Consider the following 19,864-nt stretch of genomic DNA (forward strand, 5'->3'; position numbering starts at 1 on the left):
TTCAAAATCGACGTGCGCGAAGCTACTGGTGGCGGGTTTCGAGGTGTGGGGACACGTGCTCGACGAGGTAGTCGTGGCTGCCGGAGCCTACGTCCAGTGGCTCGCGTCCGGGCAGTTCGATCCGGGCGGTTGTTCCGGTGGGCACCTGGATCGAATAGCTGTGACCGGCGTCTGTCCGGCGCCAGGCGATGGACGCCGACCCGTAGGGAGTCTCATGGCGCACGGAGGCGAAGGTGAGGTCGCCGCCGGGCTGTGGCCGGACGAGGAGCCGTCGGTAGCCAGGTTCCAGCGGCGAGAGGCCGGCTACTGTGCGGTGCATCCAGTCGGCAACGGCGCCAAGGGCGTAGTGGTTGAAGGAGGTCATGTCGCCTGGATTGACGGTCCCGTCGGGGAGCATGGAGTCCCATCGTTCCCAGATCGTGGTGCCTCCTTGTGTGACGGCGTAGAGCCAGGACGGGCAGCCCTTTTCAAGAAGGAGGTCGTAGGCGGCGTCGAGTTCGCCGACGGCGGTGAGGGCGTCGGTGACCACGGGCGTGCCGGCGAAGCCGGTGGCGATGCGGTTTCCTGCTGCCCGGACGAGCCGGGCCAGGCGCCGGCCTGCCCGTTCGCGGGTCTTGCCGTCCGGGAAGAGGTCGAACGCGATGGCCAGGGCGTAGGCGGTCTGGGCGTCGCTGGCCATGCGGCCATCGTCGTGGATGTATTCCTGTGCGAAGGCGTTGGCGATGTTCCGCGAGAGCTGCAGGTAGTGCAGTTCATCCTCGGACTTTCCCAGGACGGCGGCGGATTTGGCCAGGTGCAGCGCCGACCAGGCAAAGTACGCTGTGGCGACCAGGTAGGGGTCGGTCATGGCCTGCATGGGCTTTTCGAGCGGGGCACTGGGATCCAGCCAGTCACCGAGCTGCATCCCGTTGTTCCAGAGGTGATCGCTTCCGGCCAGGCGGTCCACAAGGTCCACCCAGGCTTTGGCGCTTTGGTATTGCTGGGCAAGGATTTCCGGGTCGTTGAAGCGTTGGTACAGGGTCCATGGAGTGAGGACCGCCACGTCTCCCCAGATCGCGCCCGGGCGCACCGGTGTCCAGAAGTTCCCGCCGGGAATGACCGGCACGTACCACGGCACGGTTCCGTCGGGCAGCTGCTCCGCGGCGACGTCTTTGAGCCAGGAGGAGAGCATGCCGGAGCAGTCGTAGAGGAAGCTGGCCGTCGGGGCGAAGACCTGAAGGTCGCCGGTCCAGCCGAGGCGCTCGTCGCGCTGGGGGCAGTCGGTGGGGATGTCGACGAAGTTGCCTTTCATGCTCCACAGCACGTTTTCGTGGAGGCGGTTGACGTCGGGGTTCGAGCATTCGAACCAGCCCGTGTGTTCCATGTCGGTGTGGTAGACCCGGGCCACGATGTTTTCGGCCGGGTCGCCGCCGCTCCAGCCGCTGACCTCGGCATAGCGGAAGCCGTGCAGGGTGAACCGGGGCTCCCATGTTTCCTCGCCGCCGCCGGCCAGGGTGTAGGTGTCTGTTGCTTTCGCGAGCCGTAGCGGGCGGGTGTAGATTTCACCGTCCTGCACGACTTCGGCGTGGCGGAGCGTGATCGTTGAACCTTGTTCGCCGCTGACCGTTATGCGGAGCCGACCGACGAGGTTCTGGCCGAAGTCGAGCAGGAGTTTGCCTGATGGCGACGTCGAGACGCTCACCGGTCGTAGTTCGCCGGTGCAGCGTACTGGCGGTCCTTCGGGAGCGACAAGGGTTCGCGGATCCCGTGGTATTTCCGTTACCGGGTGCCAGCCGCCGTCGTCGAATCCTGGCTGGTTCCAGCCCGCCGGCAGCTGCCGGGCGTCGTATTTTTCGCCCTCGTAGATGCCGGTGAAGAGAATGGGCCCGGCGGCGGCTTTCCAGTTGCTGTCCGTCCCCACGACACTGGTCGACCCGTCGTCGTGGGTGATGTGCAGCTGGGCCAGGAGCGCCACTTTGTCCCCGTAGAGGTTTCGGTGCCCGCCGTCGAATCCGATCCGCCCCCGGTACCACCCGTCGGCAAGCCATGCACCGACTGCGTTGTCACCTTTGTGCAGGTGTCCGGTGACGTCGTAGGTGTAGTACCGGAGTCGACTGCCGTAGACGGTCCAGCCGGGGGACATGGCATCGTTGCCGATCCGGTTGCCGTTGATCTCCACCTCGTACAGGCCGTGGGCTGTCACATGCAACCGGGCCGAGGCCACCGGGCGGGGGAGTGAAAAGCTCCGTCGAAGCAGGGGAGGCCGCCGGTTCGTGTCGGGGTCCTCTTCCCAGCCCGGTGCGATCGCGACGGCGGTCCAGTCTGCAGGATCCAACAGGCCGGTCTCTACCACCGAGGCCGGACTCCATGGGCCGGGGTCCTCCTGGCTCGTGCCCCACAAGCGGACACTGACTTCGGCCCTTTGGGAAGACGCCAGAGGGGAAGCCGGCCACGGCACCAGGACCGATTCCGGTGACTCGATGCGTTCGCTCGTCCACGTGCCGCTTTCGGTGGTCACGGTGAACTGGTAGGCCTGCTGGACCCAGCCGGGCTCGGCGCTGGTCTTCCAGGAGATCCGGGGTGTCCCGGTACCGATTCCGAGTGGTTCCCTCAGGTGTTCGAAGGTCACCGGGTGGGTGAGGGCAGGCATGACTGAGGTCTCCTTGGTCGGGGAGGACGCGGTTTCAGGCGTCCGGGAGGATGGGCTCTGGCTGGTTGGCGGCGGCTGCCGGTCCCGGGGAGGGTCTGCGGTGTGTTGCGGGCGTCAGCCCTTGACGGCCCCGGCGGTCATGCCTGCGACGATTTGCCGGTTGAAGAACAGGTACATGATGAACGGCGGGATCGTGATGAGCAGGATGTTCATGAACAGCAGGTTGTAGCTGGTGGTGAACTGGCTTTGGAAGTTGAACAACGTGAGCTGGACGGTGGCGTTCGCATCTCCCGGGAGGAAGTACAGCGGGTTCTGGAAGTCGTTGAAGATGTGCACGGACTGGACCACTATCACGGTCACGATCACCGAGCGCAGCAGCGGGAAGATGACCCGGAAGAAGAGCCGTATTGGTCCGCATCCGTCGATGACGGCGGCCTCGTCAAGCTCCCGGGGGATGCTGGCGATGAAGGCCCTGAAGAGCATGATGCAGAAGGACAGGCCGAAGGCGACCTCCACGAGGATCAGCCCGGGGAGGGTCTTGAACAGGCCCATGCTTTGCAGCACCCAGATCGTGGGGACAACTGCGGGAGGGATGATCAGCCCGGAGAGGATCAGGAAGTTGGCGACCCCGTTCCAGCGGGTGCGCCGGCGTTGCAGGATCCAGGCCACCATGGCGGCAAGGATGACCAGGATACTCACGCTGGCCACGGTCAGGATGGTGCTGTTGATGAACGCGGTGCCCAGCATGAAGTTGCGCTTGGCCAGGACTTCCTGGAAGTTCTGGAGGAAAGCGAAGTTGCTTGGCCAAGAGAATTCCAGCTTCGCCGATTCCCTGCGGTCTTTCACGGCGGTGAGCACCATGAAGATCAGGGGGACGACGAAAACGACGAAAGTGATGGCGATGGCGAGCAGCCCGAGGCCGTATCGCTTGAGTGCGGCGGTCACTGTTCGACCTCCTTGCGGTTCAGGAACATGGAAAGCGGGACGACGATCGCGGTGACGATGAGAAAGAGGACGACGTTGCCTGCGGTGGAAAGGCCGTAGAAGCCGGCCTGGTACTGCTTGTAGATCACGGACGCGATGACGTCCGAGGTGAAGCCGGGGCCGCCCTGTGTCATGACCCAGATCAGGTCGAAGGACCGCAGTCCGCCGATCAGGGACAGGATGATGACGGTGGCCGTGGCTGGCCGGGCCAGCGGAAGGGTGATGTTCCAGAAGCACTTGAAGGAACTTGCACCGTCAACCTTGGCCGCTTCGAAGTATTCCTGGGGGATGGAGACGATTCCCGCGATGAAAATCACCGCGGCGAGTCCGACCCCTTTCCACACATCGACGAAAGCCACGGACAGGAGTGCCCAGGCGGGGTCGGTGAGCCAGGAAGGTCCCTCGATCCCGATGGCAGCCAGCGCCTTGTTGATCATCCCGTTGGACGGATCCAGGAGAACGGTGAAGACAATGCCGACGCCGATGCTGCTCAGGAGGACGGGGAAGAAGATGATCGACCTGAGGTAGCCGCGGGCGATGATGCGGGAGGTCAGGAAGACACCCAGCAGCATGCCCAGGACAACCTTGAGGACGGCGGTGACAACGCCGTAGATGAAGGTGTTGGTCAACCCCTTCAGCAGTGAGGGTTCATTGAAGAACTGGACGAAGTTGTCCAAGCCGATGAAGGTGAAGCTGTTGAAGTTCCAGCGGGTCAGGCTGAAGAAGAAGGACGCGAACGTCGGCACCAGGAACAACCCGGTGTAGATGACGGCGGCAGGCAGGTAGAACCAGTACGGGTAGGACGATCTCGCCTTGCGGCGTTTGGCCGGTTCCGCGACCTGGCGGCTGCTGGCAGCGGGTGCGGTCGCTGTGGTGTTCAGTGTCATGTCAGTGTCTCCAAGGTCCGTCCGGGCCGGCCTTCCGGCCCGGACGGCGGTTGTTGCTTGGGTTAGTTCCAGCCGGGTAGGTTCAGCTGCTGCGCCTGCTTCTTCACATCGTCGTCGTAGCGGGCCGCCGCGTCCTGCGCGGAGCGGATGCCCGAACCCACTTCCACGGTGATCTGTTGCAGGGACGGTCCCTTCACGGGGGAGAGGAATTCCAGGGCGGGGCTGTTCTTGGCCGGGTCGTTGAAGTAGGTGAGCATGTCCTTCACTGCCGGGGCGATATCGGTGGGGAGCTGGCAGTCCTTGACCAGGTACGGCCCGTTGGGTGCTGCGCCCCTGGCCTGGGACGCGCAACCGCCTTTGCTGGCGAGGAAGGCCTGGAACTTTTTGGCCTCGGCGGGGTGCTGGGTCGTCTTGGGAATGTAGGCGCCGCCGGGAAGCCAGACGGTCAAGGGGTTCTTTGCCGCGTTGTCTCCGGGCAAGGGGAAGAGGCCGATGTCGGCGATGTTCTCCGGGTGCGTGGACTTGAGGGCGGCAATCGCGCCGGTCAGGATCGGATACTGGGCGCCTTCACCACTGGCCAGCTTGTCCAGGCCCTGCTGGTAGGTTGCCGAGGCGTAGTCCTTGTTGAAGAAACCGGCCTTCGCCGCCTCCTCCTGGTGCTCGAAGCCTTTGATCGCGGCCGGGGTCGTGGCGTATTTGGCCTTGTTCGAGGTGTAGTCCGCGGCAAACGTCGGATCGGCCGCGGCAACGTTGGCGAAATCGCCCAGGACGAACAGCTGGGACGTCCAGGTGGTCTTGTAGGTCTGGATGATCGGATCGATGCCGGCATCCTTGATCTTGCGGCTGTTGGCCATGAACTCGGACCACGTCGTAGGAACCGAGAGGCCAAGCTTCTGGTAGACCTTTTTGTTGTAGAGCACCGCGCCGGCGGATCCGGTGCTGAAGGGAACACCGTAGGCTTCCTTTCCGGCGGAAACCACCGGCAGGAACGACGGGGACACATCCGACATGTAGGGTTCGTTGGTCACCGGGAGCAGGTTCTGTGCCGGCCCGAGCTGCTGGAACAGCGAACCGGAGTTGTAGGCGAAGACATCGGACATGTCTCCGGTGGACAGCCGGGTCTTGACGATGTTGTCGCCGTCGCCGCCCTGTGGACGGGTTTCCACCTGGACCTTGATGTCCGGATTCGCGGCGTTGAAATCGCTCGCCACTTGATCCGCCATGGCTACGGTCGTGTCCGCGTTGTCCACGAGGAACGTCAGTGTGGTCTGGGCTCCTCCCGAGCCCGTACTGGCCGAGCATCCGGTCAGCGCAAGGGCGGCCAAGGCCGCGGCGCTTCCCGCTAGTACGGCCCAACGCGGCCTGCGAGCAATGGCCACCATCTTTACCTCCTCGTAAAGCACAAACACTCAGTTTGTGAAACGTTACAATCCGCCAGGGGAATCTGCTCCCCGCGGATGATTGATATGGGTTGTAAATCGATTTACGATTAACACTGTAGGGCAAATCACATCGCTTGCCAAGGGATAGCATGAAGACGCCGGTTGATCTGCTCCCCAAGGGGGCGGCGTGGCATTTGGGAGGGAGGGCCTGATGGCTGAGCAAGGGAAGCGGGCGACAATTGCCGACGTCGCCCGGCACGCCGGGGTGTCGCAGGCTGCGGTCTCAAAGGTCCTTAATGATGGATACGGTCTCAGCGACGCGATGCGTGCCAAGGTCGAGGCCGCGATGGAGGCCTTGGGCTATCGCCCTTCCGCAATGGCCCGGGGAATGCGCGGGCGCGGCTACACCCTCGGAGTATTTCTCGTGGACCTGCGCAACACCTTCTTCAGCGTGCTCATTGACGGCATCCGCGATACCGCCGAAGCGCAGGGATACCAGGTCTTCATCGGCCAGGCCAGGTCCGGACTCGACGCCCAGCGACGGTTGATCGAGGCCATGGTGGACCGCCGCATGGACGGCCTGGTCCTCATCGCCCCTTTCGGCCCGGCAGAGTGGCTTGAGGAAGTCGGCAGGACAACACCCACCGTCGTCCTCGGGCGCCATGGTCCTGGCAGGAACTACGACACGGTGGCCAGTGATGACATCGCCGGCAGCGGGCTCATCGTAGACCATCTGGTTTCCCTCGGCCACCGCAGGATCGCCCACCTGAAACACGTCGGGGACGAGAAGAACCAGCCGGGCATGCCGCAGGAAGTCCGGGCCCAGGGCTACATCGAAGCGATGGTCCGGAACGGACTTCAAGACGACATCGACGTTATTGAGGCCAGATGGAGCCGGGAAGGAGGCCAGCGGGCAGCGGAATTGATCCTCGACTACCCGCAGGCACCCACCGCCATCCATGCAGGATCCGACATGCCGGCACTGGGGGCAATGGAGGTTTTCTCCCGCGCCAACTGGAGCGTTCCGGGCGATATCTCAATAGTGGGCTACGACAACATACCCATGTCATCAATGCATCCGCTCTCCCTGACCACCATCGACCAGGCCGGCACAGAAATGGGGTCCCTGGCCGCAAAACTGCTCCTCGAGCGCATCAAGGGCAGAACCGGGCCCATATCCACCCTGGTCACTCCCCGGCTGGTGCTTCGATCAACCGCTGCCCCGCCACCAGCTCATGGGACCGCAGGGGCGGATCGGCAGAAGGAGCTCGGGGGCGTCCCTGAATGAAGGCACGCCCCCGCCATCACCTGACGGAATAATCAACCGAATTCCATGGGAACGCACCTCTTCGACGTCCTGGGCTGATGAATTGCCTCCGATGGTCAGCGACCGTTGTATTCGTCGTCGGTGATGTGCTCGGCCCACGTGGTGGTCTTGGATGGGTCTTCGCCGTTTTGGAGCATCGCGATGTGTTCCATGAAGCAGCCTGGGGCGGCGGCGTGCCAGTGCTCCTCACCGGGCGGGGTGTAGAGCGTTTGGCCGGGGGTGGACCTCGATGATCTTGCCGTCCCGGGTCCCGAAACGGCCGACGCCCTGAGTGACGCGGAGATATTGGCCGTGCTCGTGGGAGTGCCAGGCAGTGCGGGCACCGGGCGCGAACCGGACGGTCGCTACGACCATCGTCTGGTCGCTTTCATGTGGCAGTGCGATCGGGTCGAGCCAGACGTCGCCGGCGAACTGGGCGGCCGGGTTCTTGGTGGTCGGCACGATGGGTTCGATGTTCATGGTCGTCCTTACTTGTTGTCTGTGAAGAGTTGCTTGGCGACGCCCATCGCTGACATGCCCTTGGGCCAGCCTGCGTAGAACGTGACGTGGGTGATGGCTTCGATGAGTTCCTCCTGGGTCACGCCGTTCTCGAGGGCGCGGCCGAGGTGGAACCCCAGTTGCCCGGTATTCCCTCCGGCGGTGAGCACAGCCACGGTGATGAGGCTGCGGTCGCGTGCGCTCAGTTCGGGCCGGTTCCAGACGTCCTCGAAGAGCACGTCATCGGTGAGTCCGGCAAGCTTCGGGGCGAAGTCGCCGAACATCTTCCGGCCGCCTCCGATTTGCTTGGGCTGGTCAGTCATGGTGTTCCTTCTCTTGATTGGTCTTGGTCTTGGACGCGGTTGGTTGTTCGGAAGACTGTCAGTCGATGTCTTCGACGCCGGCGAGGCGTTGTTCTTCGACATCGAGCCTGGTTTGAAGTCGCCGGGCGACGGTGTCATCGACCGTGCCGGCGAGGCGGAAGTTCAGGAGCACTTCGCGCTTCCTGTCGAGTACGGCTTGGCGGAGCGCTGTTTCTTCCTGGCGCGACTGCGTAGTTGTCGCCAGATCGGAACCGGCTTTCAGTGCCTGCGTGACCGCTAGATGGGATCGATACTCGTCTGCGAGCACCGCGCCTTCGCCTGCTGAGTAGCCAAGTTATGCCGCAGCCAGATGCCTCGGAGAGCACGAATGCCCCGAGTAGTCTTCGCTAGAGCAAGGGGTGTTCAACCTGATCCTGAGGGACAGGCTCTTTCGTCGGCACTTCTGTATGAGCTTGCTGGGGTTAAGGCCCGGCGGCCGCCTTTCTTGCTGAAACCTTCAAAGGTGCTGAAGAACCAGATCAAGGCACTGCCGTAACACCAGAGGTCGGTGATGCGTTGACAGCCGCACAGGCGCTCATCCGGTGTGCTCGAAGGCTTCGGTGAGTTCGCACACGTCGTCGAGATTGTCCAGGCGTTGTGCGAGGGCCAGCATCCTGCGTACGTCGGCGCCGGGTAGTGCCTGCTCCCACTTGACCGCGAGTTCCGGCCAGGTGGCTCCGCCGCGGGAGCTGTGCCCTCGAGGCGCTTCGACGAGGCTGGAAAGTGATTCACCGCCGGTGGTGACTACCGTGACGCGGGCCCCCCGCCCGTTGGGTTGTCGACTGTCGAGGTCGGCATCCACCACAAGAGAAACCCGTTCCCGCAGGGGCCCGAACTCCGGGACCGCGAGGATTTCTGGGAAATGAGATCTCCCGAGGTCGAACCCTCCCTCGAGGAGAGCGGTGGTGAGCATGTCCTGGAGGCAAATGTTGTGCATAGCGCGGTTGTCGACGACTCGCAAAGCGTGCTCCGGCATGCCGACTGTCACGGTCTGAATGGACTCGAGCGCGACGCTGTGCCGGGCAACGACGTCCATCGCCGCCTCGACGGCGGCGTGAATGGGATAGCCGGCGCGCATGTACTTGAAGTTGGCGCCCATGACTGCGTAGCTCTCGCCGAGACCGCGGGTGAGCGCGGCTGATCCGCCGTCGACGCCCCACGCATCAAGGACTCCGTGCTCGTGCCCCAGAACATCGTCCGAACCCTCGAGTCCGTCCGCCGCCATCAGAGCCGCGCTCACACCCGCGAAGGCGTACTGCCCGTTGCAGAATGCCTTGCTAATGTGTCGGCGCTCGCTGAACAGGGAGCAGACGCCGTTGGCTTGGAAGGTGGCCAGGGCCAGAGCGTGGCGAAGGCGGTCCGCGTCGAGGCCCAGCAATCTTCCGCACGCCAAGGCCGCGCCCAAGGCGTGGAGCGAATCGGAATGGAGATGGAGACGATTCTTCATTCCGAACAACCCGCCGCAGGCCTCGATGAAGCGGGTACCCATGTCATAGGCCAGGATCACTGCGTTGAGCAGCTCCGCCCCGGTGGAGTGCTGGGTCTCGGCAATCGCGACGGTCGCGTGCACGAGCGTGGCTCCGGGATGTCCGCCTATCACGTGTGCTCCGTCGATCTCGTCTGCGTGGCCCGCGGTGCCGTTGGCCAGAGCGGCAAAAGGCGCTGGAACACGCAGATCGCTCCCAAGGATCAACGCCTCGGGCTTCCCGGCGTACCGGGCGGCGTACTTCGCACCCAGCGCTCCGGCTGGCCGCCGATGGCCGAAGTAGGCGCTCGCCATCTCATCGAGAATGATCTGTTTGGCCCGGTCTCGGACCTGTTCGGGGACTTTGTCGATCGATGTCGATGCGGCGTACGTCGCCAGTGTTTGAGTGAGCGAAACGTCCATTCCGCCAGTCCTTTCAAAGGTCCGGCGCCAGTGTGGGCGCGAACGGGGATCTGTCCGGGCAGCGCTCATTGAGAACCTCACCCGGGCCTTGACCAGTGTGACAAGAGTAACATAATGTTCCTACATGCGATCAAGTGTTCGTAGTTTCGAACGGAATGGCAAAGATTCGCAACATGCCGGATCGGCCACCAACTTTCGCTGAGGAGAGTCATGGTCAGCAAGCAAAAATCCTGTTTCGTACTGGTCCACGGCGGGAGACACGGTGGCTGGGCTTGGCGTGAAGTCGCGTCGCGCCTTAGCGCCCTCGGCTACTCGACGTACACGCCGACCCTTACCGGCCTCGGTGAGCGGGCGCATCTTTTGTGCGCGGACATCGGTCTCGAAACTCACATCAATGATCTGGTTGGAGTCTTTGAGTATGAGGACCTGAGTGACGTCGTTCTGGTCGCGCACAGTTACGGTGGCATGCCTGTGGCAGGCGCGATGCAACACGTGTTCGACCGGGTCCGCAGCGTCGTCTGGGTGGACGCACACCTCCCGCAGGAGGGCGAGTCGATCTTCGACCTCATCGGAGACGAGCGGGCAGCGGAGATGATGAGGATGGCGGACCGGGATGGGGAGGGTTGGTTCGTGCCAACGTCCGATGCGAGCTGGTGGGGCCTGACCGACGTCGAGCAGGTCGCATGGGTCAACTCCAAGACGACTGCCCAGCCGATCAAGACCTATAGGGACAAGATTGGGCCTACGGACCGGGCCTGGTCGCACCCGGGAACGATGATCGAGTGCAATCCGAGCAGGCTCCCGGCCCTAGAGGGAGCCCGTCAGCGAGCGCGTGCCGAGTCGGACCTGCGCTTCCATCACCGTACGATCGACGCGTGTCACGAGCCGATGCTCACCCACCCGGATGAACTCACGAAGCTGTTGGTTGAGGCAATCGACAACCTGTAAACGTGGTGCCGGGGGAGGGAGCAGTTGACACCGGTTGAGGTCTAGGCGTTGGGGTAGCTCTTCTAGGGTCCCGCCTGCTAAGCCTTTCGTCGCCGACTGGCCTGTTCAACGAGTTCCGTAAACCATGGCCGGTGTCCACGGTGGAACACCATTCCTTCGGGCAGTCCGTGGACTGACGGGACCGACTTGGCGATGTCGATTGTTATCCGGCCGCCGGCCATGGGTGCATTGGTGATATGCAGATCACCATAGGACTCCGGGAGGACTGGATCCATCCATAGTCCGCCGCGGGAAACGTGCGCGTCATACCGCATGAGGCTCGTGACAAGGTGGATGGGTGTGGTCGCCGCCCAGGCCTGAGGCGAGCATGCGGTCGGATACGGGACGGGTGCGGCAAACTGGTCACGGCTGAACCCGCAGAACAGCTCAGGTAGCCTGCCATCTGAGTATTCGGCTGCTTCAAGTAGGGCTGTGGAGATCAGCTGGGCTTCCGCCACGAAGCCGTAGCGCAACAGCCCGGCTACGATAATGGCATTGTCGTGCGGCCAGACTGATCCATTGTGGTAGCTGGCGGGATTATAGGCGCCCATGTCGCTTGCCAGGGTCCGCACGCCCCAGCCGCTGAACATCTCGGGGGACATCAGCCGTTCGGCCACCTGCGGGACCTTGTCCTCGTCGATGAGGCCGAGCCACAGGCAGTGGCCCATGTTGGAAGCGCAAGCGTCGACCTGACGCTTCCTGCCATCGAGGGCGATGGCGTAGTACCCGCGCTCGGGGATCCAGAACTGTTCGTTGAACCGTTTCTTCAATTGCGCCGCGCGATCGGTGAGCTCGTCTGCCAGGGCCGCGTCACCGGCGTCGTATGCCATCCAGGCCCGCGCCAAGTACGCGGCGTAGACATAGGCCTGCACCTCGCAGAGAGCGATCGGCGGTTCAGCCAGACGGCCGTCAGCGAAGTTGATCCCGTCCCACGAGTCTTTCCACCCTTGGTTGATCAGCCCTCGTGGGTTGAGGCGCTCATACTCGACGAATCCGTCGCGGTCCTTGTCTCCGTAGTCCCGGATCCACTTCAGCGCGCGGTCCGCGTGGGGGAGCAGCGCGGCGATGGTGTCCTTGGCGAATCCCCAGCGGCTGACAGCCCCCAGGACGTCCACGAAGAGCGGGGTGGCATCGACACTGCCGTAGTAAGCGGACTTGCCGCCCAGAGCCAGCCCGCTGGAGACATCGAACCTGACCTCGTGCAGGATCTTGCCTGGCTCCTCCTCGCTCATCGGATCCACCACAGTGCCCTGGAGGTCTGCAAGTGTCTGCAGCGTACCGAGGGCAAGCGAGGGATCCACCGGCAGTGCCATCTGCGAGGCCCACAGCGAGTCCCGTCCGAACAGCGTCATAAACCAGGGCGCCCCTGCGGCGACCACGACGCGGTCCGGATGGTTTGGATCTTCGATGCGAAGGGCGCCGAGGTCGTCGTAGCTGCGCCGCAAGGTCCGTTCGATGGACCTGTTTCCCATCCGTAGCATCGGAATCTTGGCCACCCACTCCTGGCGACGCCGGTCCTGGGGGGACAATCCGTCTCCCTCAGGATGGACGAAGGGATGTGCGGGATTGGCTAATTCGATGCTGGGGACGACGGTCAGTACTGTGCTCCAGTGGCCGTGCGGCGGGATTGCCACGTCGTAGTTCAGGTATTCCGGCGTGATGTCTGCCCCCGGCGCCCGGACAACCATGCCCTTACTGATATCCTGCCAGACTGCCCGGATGCTCAGCGTGGCCCCGCATGGTTGTCGGGTTTCGTCCCAGCGCCGTTGTATCCGCGCCTCTTTCACTTCGAAAAGGTCGGCGAAGTCCGCCTCAATCTTTAGGGAGATCAAGCATTCGGCCGGCTCCGGGGAGTAGTTCCTGACGGTGACCTCCTCCTGAATGCCGCTGCTCACTTCGCGGAGCCGCTCTACGATCAGGGGGCTGTCCGCATACCCGTCCGAGCGTGTAACTCGCCCAGCAAATAGTGCCCGGTACGGCGCCTTGGTCTCGGTCGCCAGGGGTTCGAGAGGCTGTCCGTTTATTGTGAGGCTCCAACGGGAGAGGATGCGTGTGTCTTGGACGAAAAGTCCGTGGGGATGTTCGGAATGGATGTCGCCATTCGGCAGCGAGATGCAGAAGGACGATCCTTCTACCAAGGTAACCGTTCCGGCGCCAAGGGGGCCCGCCGCCGTGTCGGCATTCCATCCGGCCATCCCGCCCCCTCAAGTCAACACCGGCATGCCTCGGCCCTATCTAAAAGGCTGCTGCCGTCGCCACCAATTTCTCGAGTCGACGCTACTCTTGCCGGTTCGCGCATGCCAGAGCCCCGTTGACTCTATCGTCTTGGCGAGTCCTCCTTATTGAGGTAGACCCGGGCCGCGAAGGTATCTGAGAAGGGGACGGGATCTTAGATAGTGGCTTCGGGCAAGGCGAGCAAATCGGGATCAGAGCCGATGCTCATTGCCAACCGCGGCGTCGATGGCGGCAACAAATGCTGGGTGCGCGGGGTTCCAATAACGTGCGCGAAGGCCGCGTCCTCGATTGCTTTGTCCTGAGCCGTGAGCCGGCCCTCGTGCTGGCGCTGGTGCTCCCGCCAGGTGGGAACTTCAAACTGCTCAAGGAAAACTTTCGGGGACTCTCCGACTCTATAGAGGTCCCAGCGTGAGGCGCCGCTGCGCAACCGCGAGCGGCGCAGTTCCTGTAGAGCGAGCAAGAAGGCTGTCTCCTCGTCGTCGGCGACTTCGTACTCGACGGAGATGAGGACCGGTCCTGCGGCCGGGTCGGGCTCCACGGCCACTTCGGGCGTCCTCCAGTACGAGAGCGGGGAGCGGTCCATGTGCTGGGCCTCTTGCACAGCAAGGAGGCGACCGGTGAACGCGCTACAGGCCACGAGGGCCGCTGCTGCCAAGACGGAAAATTGTAGCCCGAAGTACTGGGTTACGAGCCCCCAAATGGCGGCGGAGAGGGCCTGCGTTCCCAGGAACACCATGACGTAGATGGCAATGCCGCGGGCGCGCACCCATCCTGGCAGGAAGAGCTGGAGTTCGGAGTTTGTGGTGGCGACAGTGGCTGTCCAGCCGAATCCGTACACAACCAGCAGCGGCACTGCCAGCCAGATACTCGTGGCAAAAGCGAGAGCACCGAAGGTCAGGGCGTAGGCGACCGCGGCCAGGACCAGCACCGCATTCGACGAAAGGTATTGCTTGACTTTGCCGAGGTTGAACGCGGCGATGAGAGCGCCAACACCCATGGATGCGAACAGCAGTCCATAACCATCCGGCCCGACGCCGAGCTGACGGTTTGCGATGAGTGGTAGAAGGGCCCAGACTGCGCAGGCGGGTGAAACGAAAATGGCAAAGCGCAGTAAGATCCGGCGAATTACGGGTTCATGGCGCACGTAACGTGTGCCGGCCCGAAGCGCGGGGAGGAATCGCTCTCGCTCGCCGCGCGCGACCCGAGGCCGGCGCCATGCGAGCAACACGATGGCTAGGGTGCAGCCCGCGGCGGCATTGATGACGAAGACGGGTGGAACCCCGAGGTGGGCGATGACCAACCCGGCCAGCGCAGGGCCAGCCGCTCGCGAGACGTTGACGCTGACCATGTCGAGCCGGGTGGCGGCGGCCAACTTATCACGTGGGACGATTTCGGCTATCAGGGACTGCCAGACCGGCTGCAACATCGCGGCACCACAGCCCACCGCAAACGTGAAGGCGAGCAACAGTGCCGGCGGCATCATTCCGAGTGCTGTCAGGATGGCCAGGGAAGATGCGACAACCACGAAATAGGTCTGGATGCCGAACAGGAGCCACCTGCGGTCGAACGCATCGGCGAGCACGCCCGCGGGCAGCGCGAGGAGCATCACCGGCAATTGATTGGCTGTTTGTACTAGCGGTACTATCGCTGACGCGTTCGGATCGGTCACGAAGAGCCATTGGGCCCCGACTGTCTGCCCCCAGGAACCGATGCTGGCGGCAACCACACCGAGCCACAGCCATAGGAAGGCCCGATGGCGGAACGGCGCCCAAGGCGAGGCGCCTTGTTTAGTGCGTGCCGGTACGGCCTTCCAACTCTTCTTGCTTCTCACCTGGTAAAAGCCTTTGCCTAGTCTTGGGGAAATGCTATGGAGTGCGGTGCAGCCTGGCTGTGCCGCGATTATGCTGCGTCGACGCTGTAACTGAGGCCGATCTGTCGGCGGATCTCGTCCATCGCGGCCATGACGGAGACGCTCTCACTCGGGGGAAGGACGGTGCCGGCCAAAGCGCCGCCCCTGATCAAACGCTCCATTTCGCTCGTCTGGTATTGCATTCCCCTGCTGTTCACCGATTGATCGAACCTCTCGGCGACGCTTCCATCGGCGTCGTATCGGGTGAAGGTCGTAGCTGTGTACCAGACGGAATCGACGTCGATCCATCCTTTAGTCCCGATGATGGTGGCTCGGTTGGCTCCGGCGATGTCCAATGCGCAGTCCACCAGGGCCTGTTGTCCCTCTGCGTATTCAAAGATCACGGCGGTCTGTCGGTCCACGCCTGTTGCTGTCATTGATGCACTTGCCTTGATGCCTTCAGGAGCCCCAAAGACGTCAAAGGCGAAGGAGACGGGGTAAATTCCGAGATCCAGCAGCGCTCCGCCACCCAGCGCCGGGTTGTTTAGCCGGTGGGCTGGATCCTTCGGCAAGTTCTGGTTGTGGCTGGCAATAACCTTCCGGACCTCGCCGAGTGTGCCGTCTTTGATGATTTCGCGGAGCCGGACCATATGAGGGAGGAAACGGCTCCACATGGCCTCCAAAACCACGAGTCCCTTGGCTTCTGCCAACGCCACAACGTCCTGCGCTTGCCGAGCGTTGATAGTGAAGGGTTTCTCGACCAGCACGTGCTTTCCAGCGTTCAAGGCGAGGAGGGCGTGGGCGTGATGAAACGTCTGCGGTGTGGAAACGTAGACAACATCGACGTTCGGGTCCGCGACCAGTGCCTCGTAGCTTTCATGGGCGGTGGGAATATTGAACTTGTCGCTGAACGACCGGCTCGATTCCAACGTACGGGATCCTACGGCCTGGACAGTGAAACAGTTCTCGACCAAGTCCCGAGTTTGAATGCCTGCGATGAATCCCGTACCGAGAATTCCCCAACGGATCGGTTCGTCAGTCATTGGAGGGATCTCCTTTCAGGAAAGCCCGGATGCCTTCAACGACAAACTGGTGGTCATCGTCGGACGCAAGCCCGGATACTGTCACCGCAGCCACAACGCCCGCGCCACTGACGCGGACCGGGAATGAACCTGGAGCCAGGGTGTAGTCCTCCGGGGTGAGCCATCCTCCCCGCGTGGGGTCGAAGCCCTTGGCGGAGAACTCTTCGTGGAGCAAGGCGGTGCTTTGCTCGAAACGTAAAGTGGTTGCGGACTTGCGACGAATCCATTCCTGCTGGTCAGCGGTGGCTCCTGGCAGGACACACCGGAAGAGGACGAGGTCGTGCCGACGGATGTCAATCGCGACGCCATGCTCCTCCGTAATTGCCCGGACGGCCATGAGTGATCCCAGACGCCAGGCGTCGTGGTGGTCAAAGCGTTCGAAGACCAATTCGTCCTCGTGCTGCCGCAGTTCGCTGAGCCGAGATGATGTTGTGTCAGTCATGGGGAATCCTTGGTCTGGGTATGCAACAAAAGCGATCCCTTTGGAATGGGTTAACAAGCTTGACGTTGAGGGTTCCTGGCACCCAAAGGGCCACGTCTTGAGCGGCGTAGCCCAGCCGCTGGTGGAGAAAACGACGACGTCGACCGGCAAGTCCGCGGGGTAGCCGACGGTTTCGCTCGAAAGGCTGACGTAGCCCGCGAAGCGCGTTGGGGACAGATGCGGCAACCAGCCGGCGGTTTCGCTGTCGAGCAGCCTCCCGAAACCTGCAAAACGTCTCGGAGTTTCACGCTCCCTTCCGGGCGACGCGCTCCCCTTAATGAACAACCTACGACGACTTCTGTCGATGAGCAAGCAAAAGTTGAAAATAGCTATCAATCTTTCTGGTGTCTGACGCACATAAGCCTTGGTTCGCCGTCGAAGACCGATGGCTGGTCAAAGCGAAGAACCCTTCACAATGTGGCGACCCAAGGGAAATGAAGTCCGGCTTCGAAGAAACAGGCCTCCACCGGGTGAAGGAATTCCTTCGTGGGGTTCACCGGCGAAGGGTGTACTGACAGTAACTCCCTGACGCGGTGGGACCGACGTAGCCTCGGATTCATGCATAGCGGCAATGGCGTTCGAGTTCAGGGATCTGTTCCTCTCCAATGGCACCGTCAGCATCTACCTGCGTACCAAGCCGCACTTTGTACCGGTAAGAGACGTGAGATCGCAGGAACGGCGCCTCGACGAAGCGAATGACATCGAGAATGAAGAGTTAGGGAGAAAATCATGACCAACAACCAGAGCCGGGCACAGCAGTTAATGGGCGATCTAGCCCCCAAGTTGGCGGAGCTGACGGACGAAGTGCTGTTCGGCGACGTCTGGGAGCGTCCCGGTCTGTCGCCGAGGGACCGCAGTCTCGTGACAGTTGCCGCTCTCGTGGCGCTTTACCGCACCGATCAGCTGAAGTCACATCTGGGTCGCGCACTCGATAACGGACTCACCGAGGAAGAACTCGTCGAGGCCATAACCCAACTCGCGTTCTATGCCGGATGGCCCTGCGGGGTGGGCGCCATCGGCGTGCTTCGCGAGGTCAGCCGCGGCTGAGCGCGTGGCAACATTCGGCCCACCGCATACCGAACGGCGGCAGACTGAACCGGGCGACGGGGCCGCTCACGGATATCGCGTTCGCAATCGATGTGTCCGAGAAGTTAGTGCGCGTCCCGATCCTGCTCGATTACCCCTCGATTAAGCATCGGGCCCCACAAAATGCAATCCAAGAGGAGAACATGAGCGAGTTCACAGTGTTGGTCGTCGGGGCGACCGGCAGCATCGGCCGGTACGCGGTGGCCGAGTCACTTCGACGCGGCTACCGCACCCGCGCACTGGTGAGAGACGCAGGTCGGGGCGCCTCGCTCCCTGAGGCGGCCGAGGCCATTGTGGGCGACTTGGCCCGCGCCCAGACTCTCGCGCCGGCGGTCGACGGCGTCGACGGGATCGTCTTCACACATGGCTCCCACGGAGGCGCCGCGGCGGCGGAACGTGTCGACTACGGTGCCGTGCGGATCATTCTCGAGGCCCTCGGTGGGCGGAGGGCACGGATCGCGCTCATGACCGCCATCGGAGTGACCAAACATACCCCCGGGCACGACTGGAAGCGCCGCGGCGAGCGGCTGGTGCGCGCGAGCGGATTGCCGTACACAATTGTGCGACCCGGATGGTTCGACTACAACGAGCCCGATCAGCGTCGCCTTGTGATGCTGCAGGGCGATCGCCGGTGGGCGAGCAACCCCTCCGACGGCGTCGTCTCGCGCCTCCAGATAGCGGAGGTGCTTGTCGCAAGCCTGACCTCGGAGGTAGCCGATCGCCGGACACTTGAGCTCGTCGCCGAACACGGCTGGGCGCAAGAGGATCTTGATCCGCTCTTCGCGGCACTACAACCCGATCCAATCGGCTCGCTCGACGGGGTCCTCGACACGCATAACATGCCGCTTGAAGGCGAGCCATACGTCGTAGCCCGGGAGCTCGAATTGGTCCGGTCGCGCCGACGCTGACCTTGCGTGGGTCACCAGGAAGCCTGTGAGGATCTCTAGGTGAACACGCCCCGACGATGTAACTAGAACACCGCTCAGATCACTCCTGCGTTGTGAAGATCCGCAATCTCGTGAGGCGACAAGCCAAGGTCATCGCTGAGGATCTGGTCAGTGTGCTGCCCGAGTCCGCCTGCGCGCGTGGGCTCGACGGTCGGTGATTCGGACAGAAACAAGGGGCTCCCAAGCGTCATGAAGTCACCAAGGTCGTCCGTCACAGTTCTGACGACTCGACGCTCTCGAACGTGCGGGTCTTCGAGCAGTTCAGGAAGGGTCACGACGGCGGCGCATGGAATCTTTGCGTCCTTCAGCCAGACTTCGAGCGCGGACTTCGTGTGCAGACTCGTCCATCGTTCGACGATGGCGTCGACGTCTACGTGGTGTAGGCACCGGCCATGCATATCGTCGAACCGCGGATCTTCGGCGGCAGGGTCTGCGATTAGTTCGCGCAGCCGCCTCCAGTGGGCGTCAGTGGGGCACAGGACTGTGATCCAGCCATCCTGCGCCGGATAGGCGTTGTAAGGGGTCACGGCTCCTCCGCCGTGACGGTTACCGGTGCGTTCAGGGATGGTTCCGCCCGAACTGAGGAAGCCGGCGATGTTTGAGGTGAGGGAGGGGAGAATCGAGTCCTGGAGAGAGACCTCAACATGTTGGCCGCGCCCGGTTTGCCCACGCTGGACCAAGGCGGCAAGCACGCCCGCAACAAGGTGGGTCCCACCCATGAAATCGACGACTGACGGTCCTGTTCGGACTGGAGATCCGTCCGGAAATCCCGTCGTGCTCATGACGGCCGTCCTTGCTTGGACCGTGAGGTCCATCGCGGGTTCACCGGCGTGGGGGCCGAACGATCCGAATCCGGTGCCTGAAGCCATGATGAGCCTAGGGTTGATTTTCCGGAGGTCTTCATAGCCCAGGCCGAACCGGTCCATCGCACCTGGCGAGAGGTTTTGCACGAGTACGTCGGCCCAGCGTGCGAGCTCGCGCATGATCTCCTGGCCCTCATCGCGCTTGAGATCGAGGCGCATCGTTCGTTTGCCTGAGTTCAGAAAGTTGAACTGGAGCGGATTTCCCTGCTCGTCTACCGTGGGGAGTCGTCGGTAGGGATCACCCTGGGGGGACTCAATCTTAATGACGTCCGCCCCGAGCCGTGCCAAGAGCATCGTGCAATACGGGGCCATGTAGAACTGGCCGAGGTCAATGACCTTCAGGCCTTCCAACGCGTTCATCGCTGATTCTTCCTCATCTTAGACATAATTTGTGATTT

General features: G+C 62.8%; 16 protein-coding genes and 1 pseudogene. 4 read left to right on the top strand and 13 right to left on the bottom strand.

All coding sequences use genetic code 11. The annotated features are described in order from the left end of the window. Positions 1 to 22: 22 nt before the first annotated feature. The 4 genes from LFT43_RS08190 to LFT43_RS08205 form a co-directional block, all read right to left on the bottom strand. Positions 23 to 2,629, bottom strand: a complete 2,607-nt coding sequence (locus LFT43_RS08190; protein WP_395802119.1) for a family 78 glycoside hydrolase catalytic domain — start codon at positions 2,627 to 2,629, stop codon at positions 23 to 25. Between the two features lie 114 nt (positions 2,630 to 2,743). Next, positions 2,744 to 3,574 carry a carbohydrate ABC transporter permease gene (locus LFT43_RS08195; protein ID WP_395802121.1) on the bottom strand — a complete coding sequence of 277 codons (831 nt, stop codon included), beginning with the start codon at positions 3,572 to 3,574 and terminating at the stop codon, positions 2,744 to 2,746. Next, positions 3,571 to 4,500: a carbohydrate ABC transporter permease gene (locus LFT43_RS08200; protein WP_395802123.1), complete on the bottom strand. Its 930-nt coding sequence runs from the start codon at positions 4,498 to 4,500 to the stop codon at positions 3,571 to 3,573. The genes LFT43_RS08195 and LFT43_RS08200 overlap by 4 nt, the downstream gene beginning before the upstream one ends. A 62-nt stretch (positions 4,501 to 4,562) precedes the next feature. After that, a complete protein-coding gene (locus LFT43_RS08205; protein WP_395802125.1) occupies positions 4,563 to 5,882 on the bottom strand; it encodes an ABC transporter substrate-binding protein in 1,320 nt (439 codons plus the stop codon). A gap of 211 nt (positions 5,883 to 6,093) precedes the next feature. Here LFT43_RS08205 and LFT43_RS08210 point away from each other — a divergent pair, with 211 nt between their 5' ends. Next, complete coding sequence (locus LFT43_RS08210) at positions 6,094 to 7,170, top strand: LacI family DNA-binding transcriptional regulator (protein WP_395802127.1); 1,077 nt, start codon at positions 6,094 to 6,096, stop codon at positions 7,168 to 7,170. A 95-nt stretch (positions 7,171 to 7,265) separates the two neighbouring features. Here the strand turns inward: LFT43_RS08210 and LFT43_RS08215 are convergent. From LFT43_RS08215 to LFT43_RS08230, 4 genes and pseudogenes are all read right to left on the bottom strand, one after another. Next, positions 7,266 to 7,668, bottom strand: a pseudogene (locus tag LFT43_RS08215) (cupin domain-containing protein). Positions 7,669 to 7,676: 8 nt separating this feature from the next. Beyond that, a complete protein-coding gene (locus LFT43_RS08220; RefSeq protein ID WP_395802129.1) occupies positions 7,677 to 8,009 on the bottom strand; it encodes a carboxymuconolactone decarboxylase family protein in 333 nt (110 codons plus the stop codon). A gap of 58 nt (positions 8,010 to 8,067) precedes the next feature. After that, entirely contained in the window at positions 8,068 to 8,316 is a 249-nt protein-coding gene (locus LFT43_RS08225; RefSeq protein WP_395802131.1) for a hypothetical protein, read from the bottom strand. 267 nt (positions 8,317 to 8,583) lie between these two features. Continuing rightward, entirely contained in the window at positions 8,584 to 9,936 is a 1,353-nt protein-coding gene (locus LFT43_RS08230) for an MmgE/PrpD family protein (protein ID WP_395802133.1), read from the bottom strand. Between the two features lie 210 nt (positions 9,937 to 10,146). Here LFT43_RS08230 and LFT43_RS08235 point away from each other — a divergent pair, with 210 nt between their 5' ends. Continuing rightward, positions 10,147 to 10,884 (top strand): alpha/beta fold hydrolase, encoded by a 738-nt coding sequence (locus LFT43_RS08235; protein ID WP_395802135.1) that lies wholly within the window; start codon positions 10,147 to 10,149, stop codon positions 10,882 to 10,884. A gap of 77 nt (positions 10,885 to 10,961) precedes the next feature. Here LFT43_RS08235 and LFT43_RS08240 read toward each other — a convergent pair whose 3' ends face one another. The 4 genes from LFT43_RS08240 to LFT43_RS08255 all read right to left on the bottom strand — a co-directional run bounded on the left by LFT43_RS08240 (position 10,962) and on the right by LFT43_RS08255 (position 16,531). Further along, positions 10,962 to 13,118: a glycogen debranching N-terminal domain-containing protein gene (locus tag LFT43_RS08240; protein ID WP_395802137.1), complete on the bottom strand. Its 2,157-nt coding sequence runs from the start codon at positions 13,116 to 13,118 to the stop codon at positions 10,962 to 10,964. A 194-nt stretch (positions 13,119 to 13,312) separates the two neighbouring features. After that, on the bottom strand, positions 13,313 to 14,989 hold the full coding sequence (locus LFT43_RS08245; protein WP_395802139.1) for an MFS transporter: 1,677 nt from the start codon (positions 14,987 to 14,989) through the stop codon (positions 13,313 to 13,315). Positions 14,990 to 15,057: 68 nt separating this feature from the next. Continuing rightward, positions 15,058 to 16,050 carry a Gfo/Idh/MocA family protein gene (locus LFT43_RS08250; RefSeq protein WP_395802141.1) on the bottom strand — a complete coding sequence of 331 codons (993 nt, stop codon included), beginning with the start codon at positions 16,048 to 16,050 and terminating at the stop codon, positions 15,058 to 15,060. Beyond that, positions 16,043 to 16,531: a heme-degrading domain-containing protein gene (locus tag LFT43_RS08255; protein WP_395802143.1), complete on the bottom strand. Its 489-nt coding sequence runs from the start codon at positions 16,529 to 16,531 to the stop codon at positions 16,043 to 16,045. The genes LFT43_RS08250 and LFT43_RS08255 overlap by 8 nt, the downstream gene beginning before the upstream one ends. Positions 16,532 to 17,299: 768 nt before the next feature. Between LFT43_RS08255 and LFT43_RS08260 the strand changes: the two genes are divergently transcribed. Continuing rightward, positions 17,300 to 17,617 (top strand): carboxymuconolactone decarboxylase family protein, encoded by a 318-nt coding sequence (locus LFT43_RS08260; protein ID WP_395802145.1) that lies wholly within the window; start codon positions 17,300 to 17,302, stop codon positions 17,615 to 17,617. 182 nt (positions 17,618 to 17,799) lie between these two features. Next, positions 17,800 to 18,564, top strand: coding sequence for an SDR family oxidoreductase (locus tag LFT43_RS08265; RefSeq protein WP_395802147.1), 765 nt, complete (start codon positions 17,800 to 17,802; stop codon positions 18,562 to 18,564). A gap of 74 nt (positions 18,565 to 18,638) precedes the next feature. Here LFT43_RS08265 and LFT43_RS08270 read toward each other — a convergent pair whose 3' ends face one another. Continuing rightward, positions 18,639 to 19,826: a CaiB/BaiF CoA transferase family protein gene (locus LFT43_RS08270; protein WP_395802149.1), complete on the bottom strand. Its 1,188-nt coding sequence runs from the start codon at positions 19,824 to 19,826 to the stop codon at positions 18,639 to 18,641. Positions 19,827 to 19,864: the final 38 nt, after the last annotated feature.

Source organism: Arthrobacter sp. FW306-04-A, from assembly GCF_044358315.1.
Lineage (GTDB): Bacteria > Actinomycetota > Actinomycetes > Actinomycetales > Micrococcaceae > Arthrobacter.

What these genes read in the sequence shown, in the direction of transcription:
- LFT43_RS08190 (WP_395802119.1), bottom strand. Translation starts at nt 2,629, where the DNA reads ATGCCTGCCCTCACCCACCCGGTGACCTTCGAACACCTGAGGGAACCA.
- LFT43_RS08200 (WP_395802123.1), bottom strand. Translation starts at nt 4,500, where the DNA reads ATGACACTGAACACCACAGCGACCGCACCCGCTGCCAGCAGCCGCCAG.
- LFT43_RS08205 (WP_395802125.1), bottom strand. Translation starts at nt 5,882, where the DNA reads ATGGTGGCCATTGCTCGCAGGCCGCGTTGGGCCGTACTAGCGGGAAGC.
- LFT43_RS08210 (WP_395802127.1), top strand. Translation starts at nt 6,094, where the DNA reads ATGGCTGAGCAAGGGAAGCGGGCGACAATTGCCGACGTCGCCCGGCAC.
- LFT43_RS08220 (WP_395802129.1), bottom strand. Translation starts at nt 8,009, where the DNA reads ATGACTGACCAGCCCAAGCAAATCGGAGGCGGCCGGAAGATGTTCGGC.
- LFT43_RS08230 (WP_395802133.1), bottom strand. Translation starts at nt 9,936, where the DNA reads ATGGACGTTTCGCTCACTCAAACACTGGCGACGTACGCCGCATCGACA.
- LFT43_RS08235 (WP_395802135.1), top strand. Translation starts at nt 10,147, where the DNA reads ATGGTCAGCAAGCAAAAATCCTGTTTCGTACTGGTCCACGGCGGGAGA.
- LFT43_RS08240 (WP_395802137.1), bottom strand. Translation starts at nt 13,118, where the DNA reads ATGGCCGGATGGAATGCCGACACGGCGGCGGGCCCCCTTGGCGCCGGA.
- LFT43_RS08250 (WP_395802141.1), bottom strand. Translation starts at nt 16,050, where the DNA reads ATGACTGACGAACCGATCCGTTGGGGAATTCTCGGTACGGGATTCATC.
- LFT43_RS08255 (WP_395802143.1), bottom strand. Translation starts at nt 16,531, where the DNA reads ATGACTGACACAACATCATCTCGGCTCAGCGAACTGCGGCAGCACGAG.
- LFT43_RS08260 (WP_395802145.1), top strand. Translation starts at nt 17,300, where the DNA reads ATGACCAACAACCAGAGCCGGGCACAGCAGTTAATGGGCGATCTAGCC.
- LFT43_RS08265 (WP_395802147.1), top strand. Translation starts at nt 17,800, where the DNA reads ATGAGCGAGTTCACAGTGTTGGTCGTCGGGGCGACCGGCAGCATCGGC.
- LFT43_RS08270 (WP_395802149.1), bottom strand. Translation starts at nt 19,826, where the DNA reads ATGAACGCGTTGGAAGGCCTGAAGGTCATTGACCTCGGCCAGTTCTAC.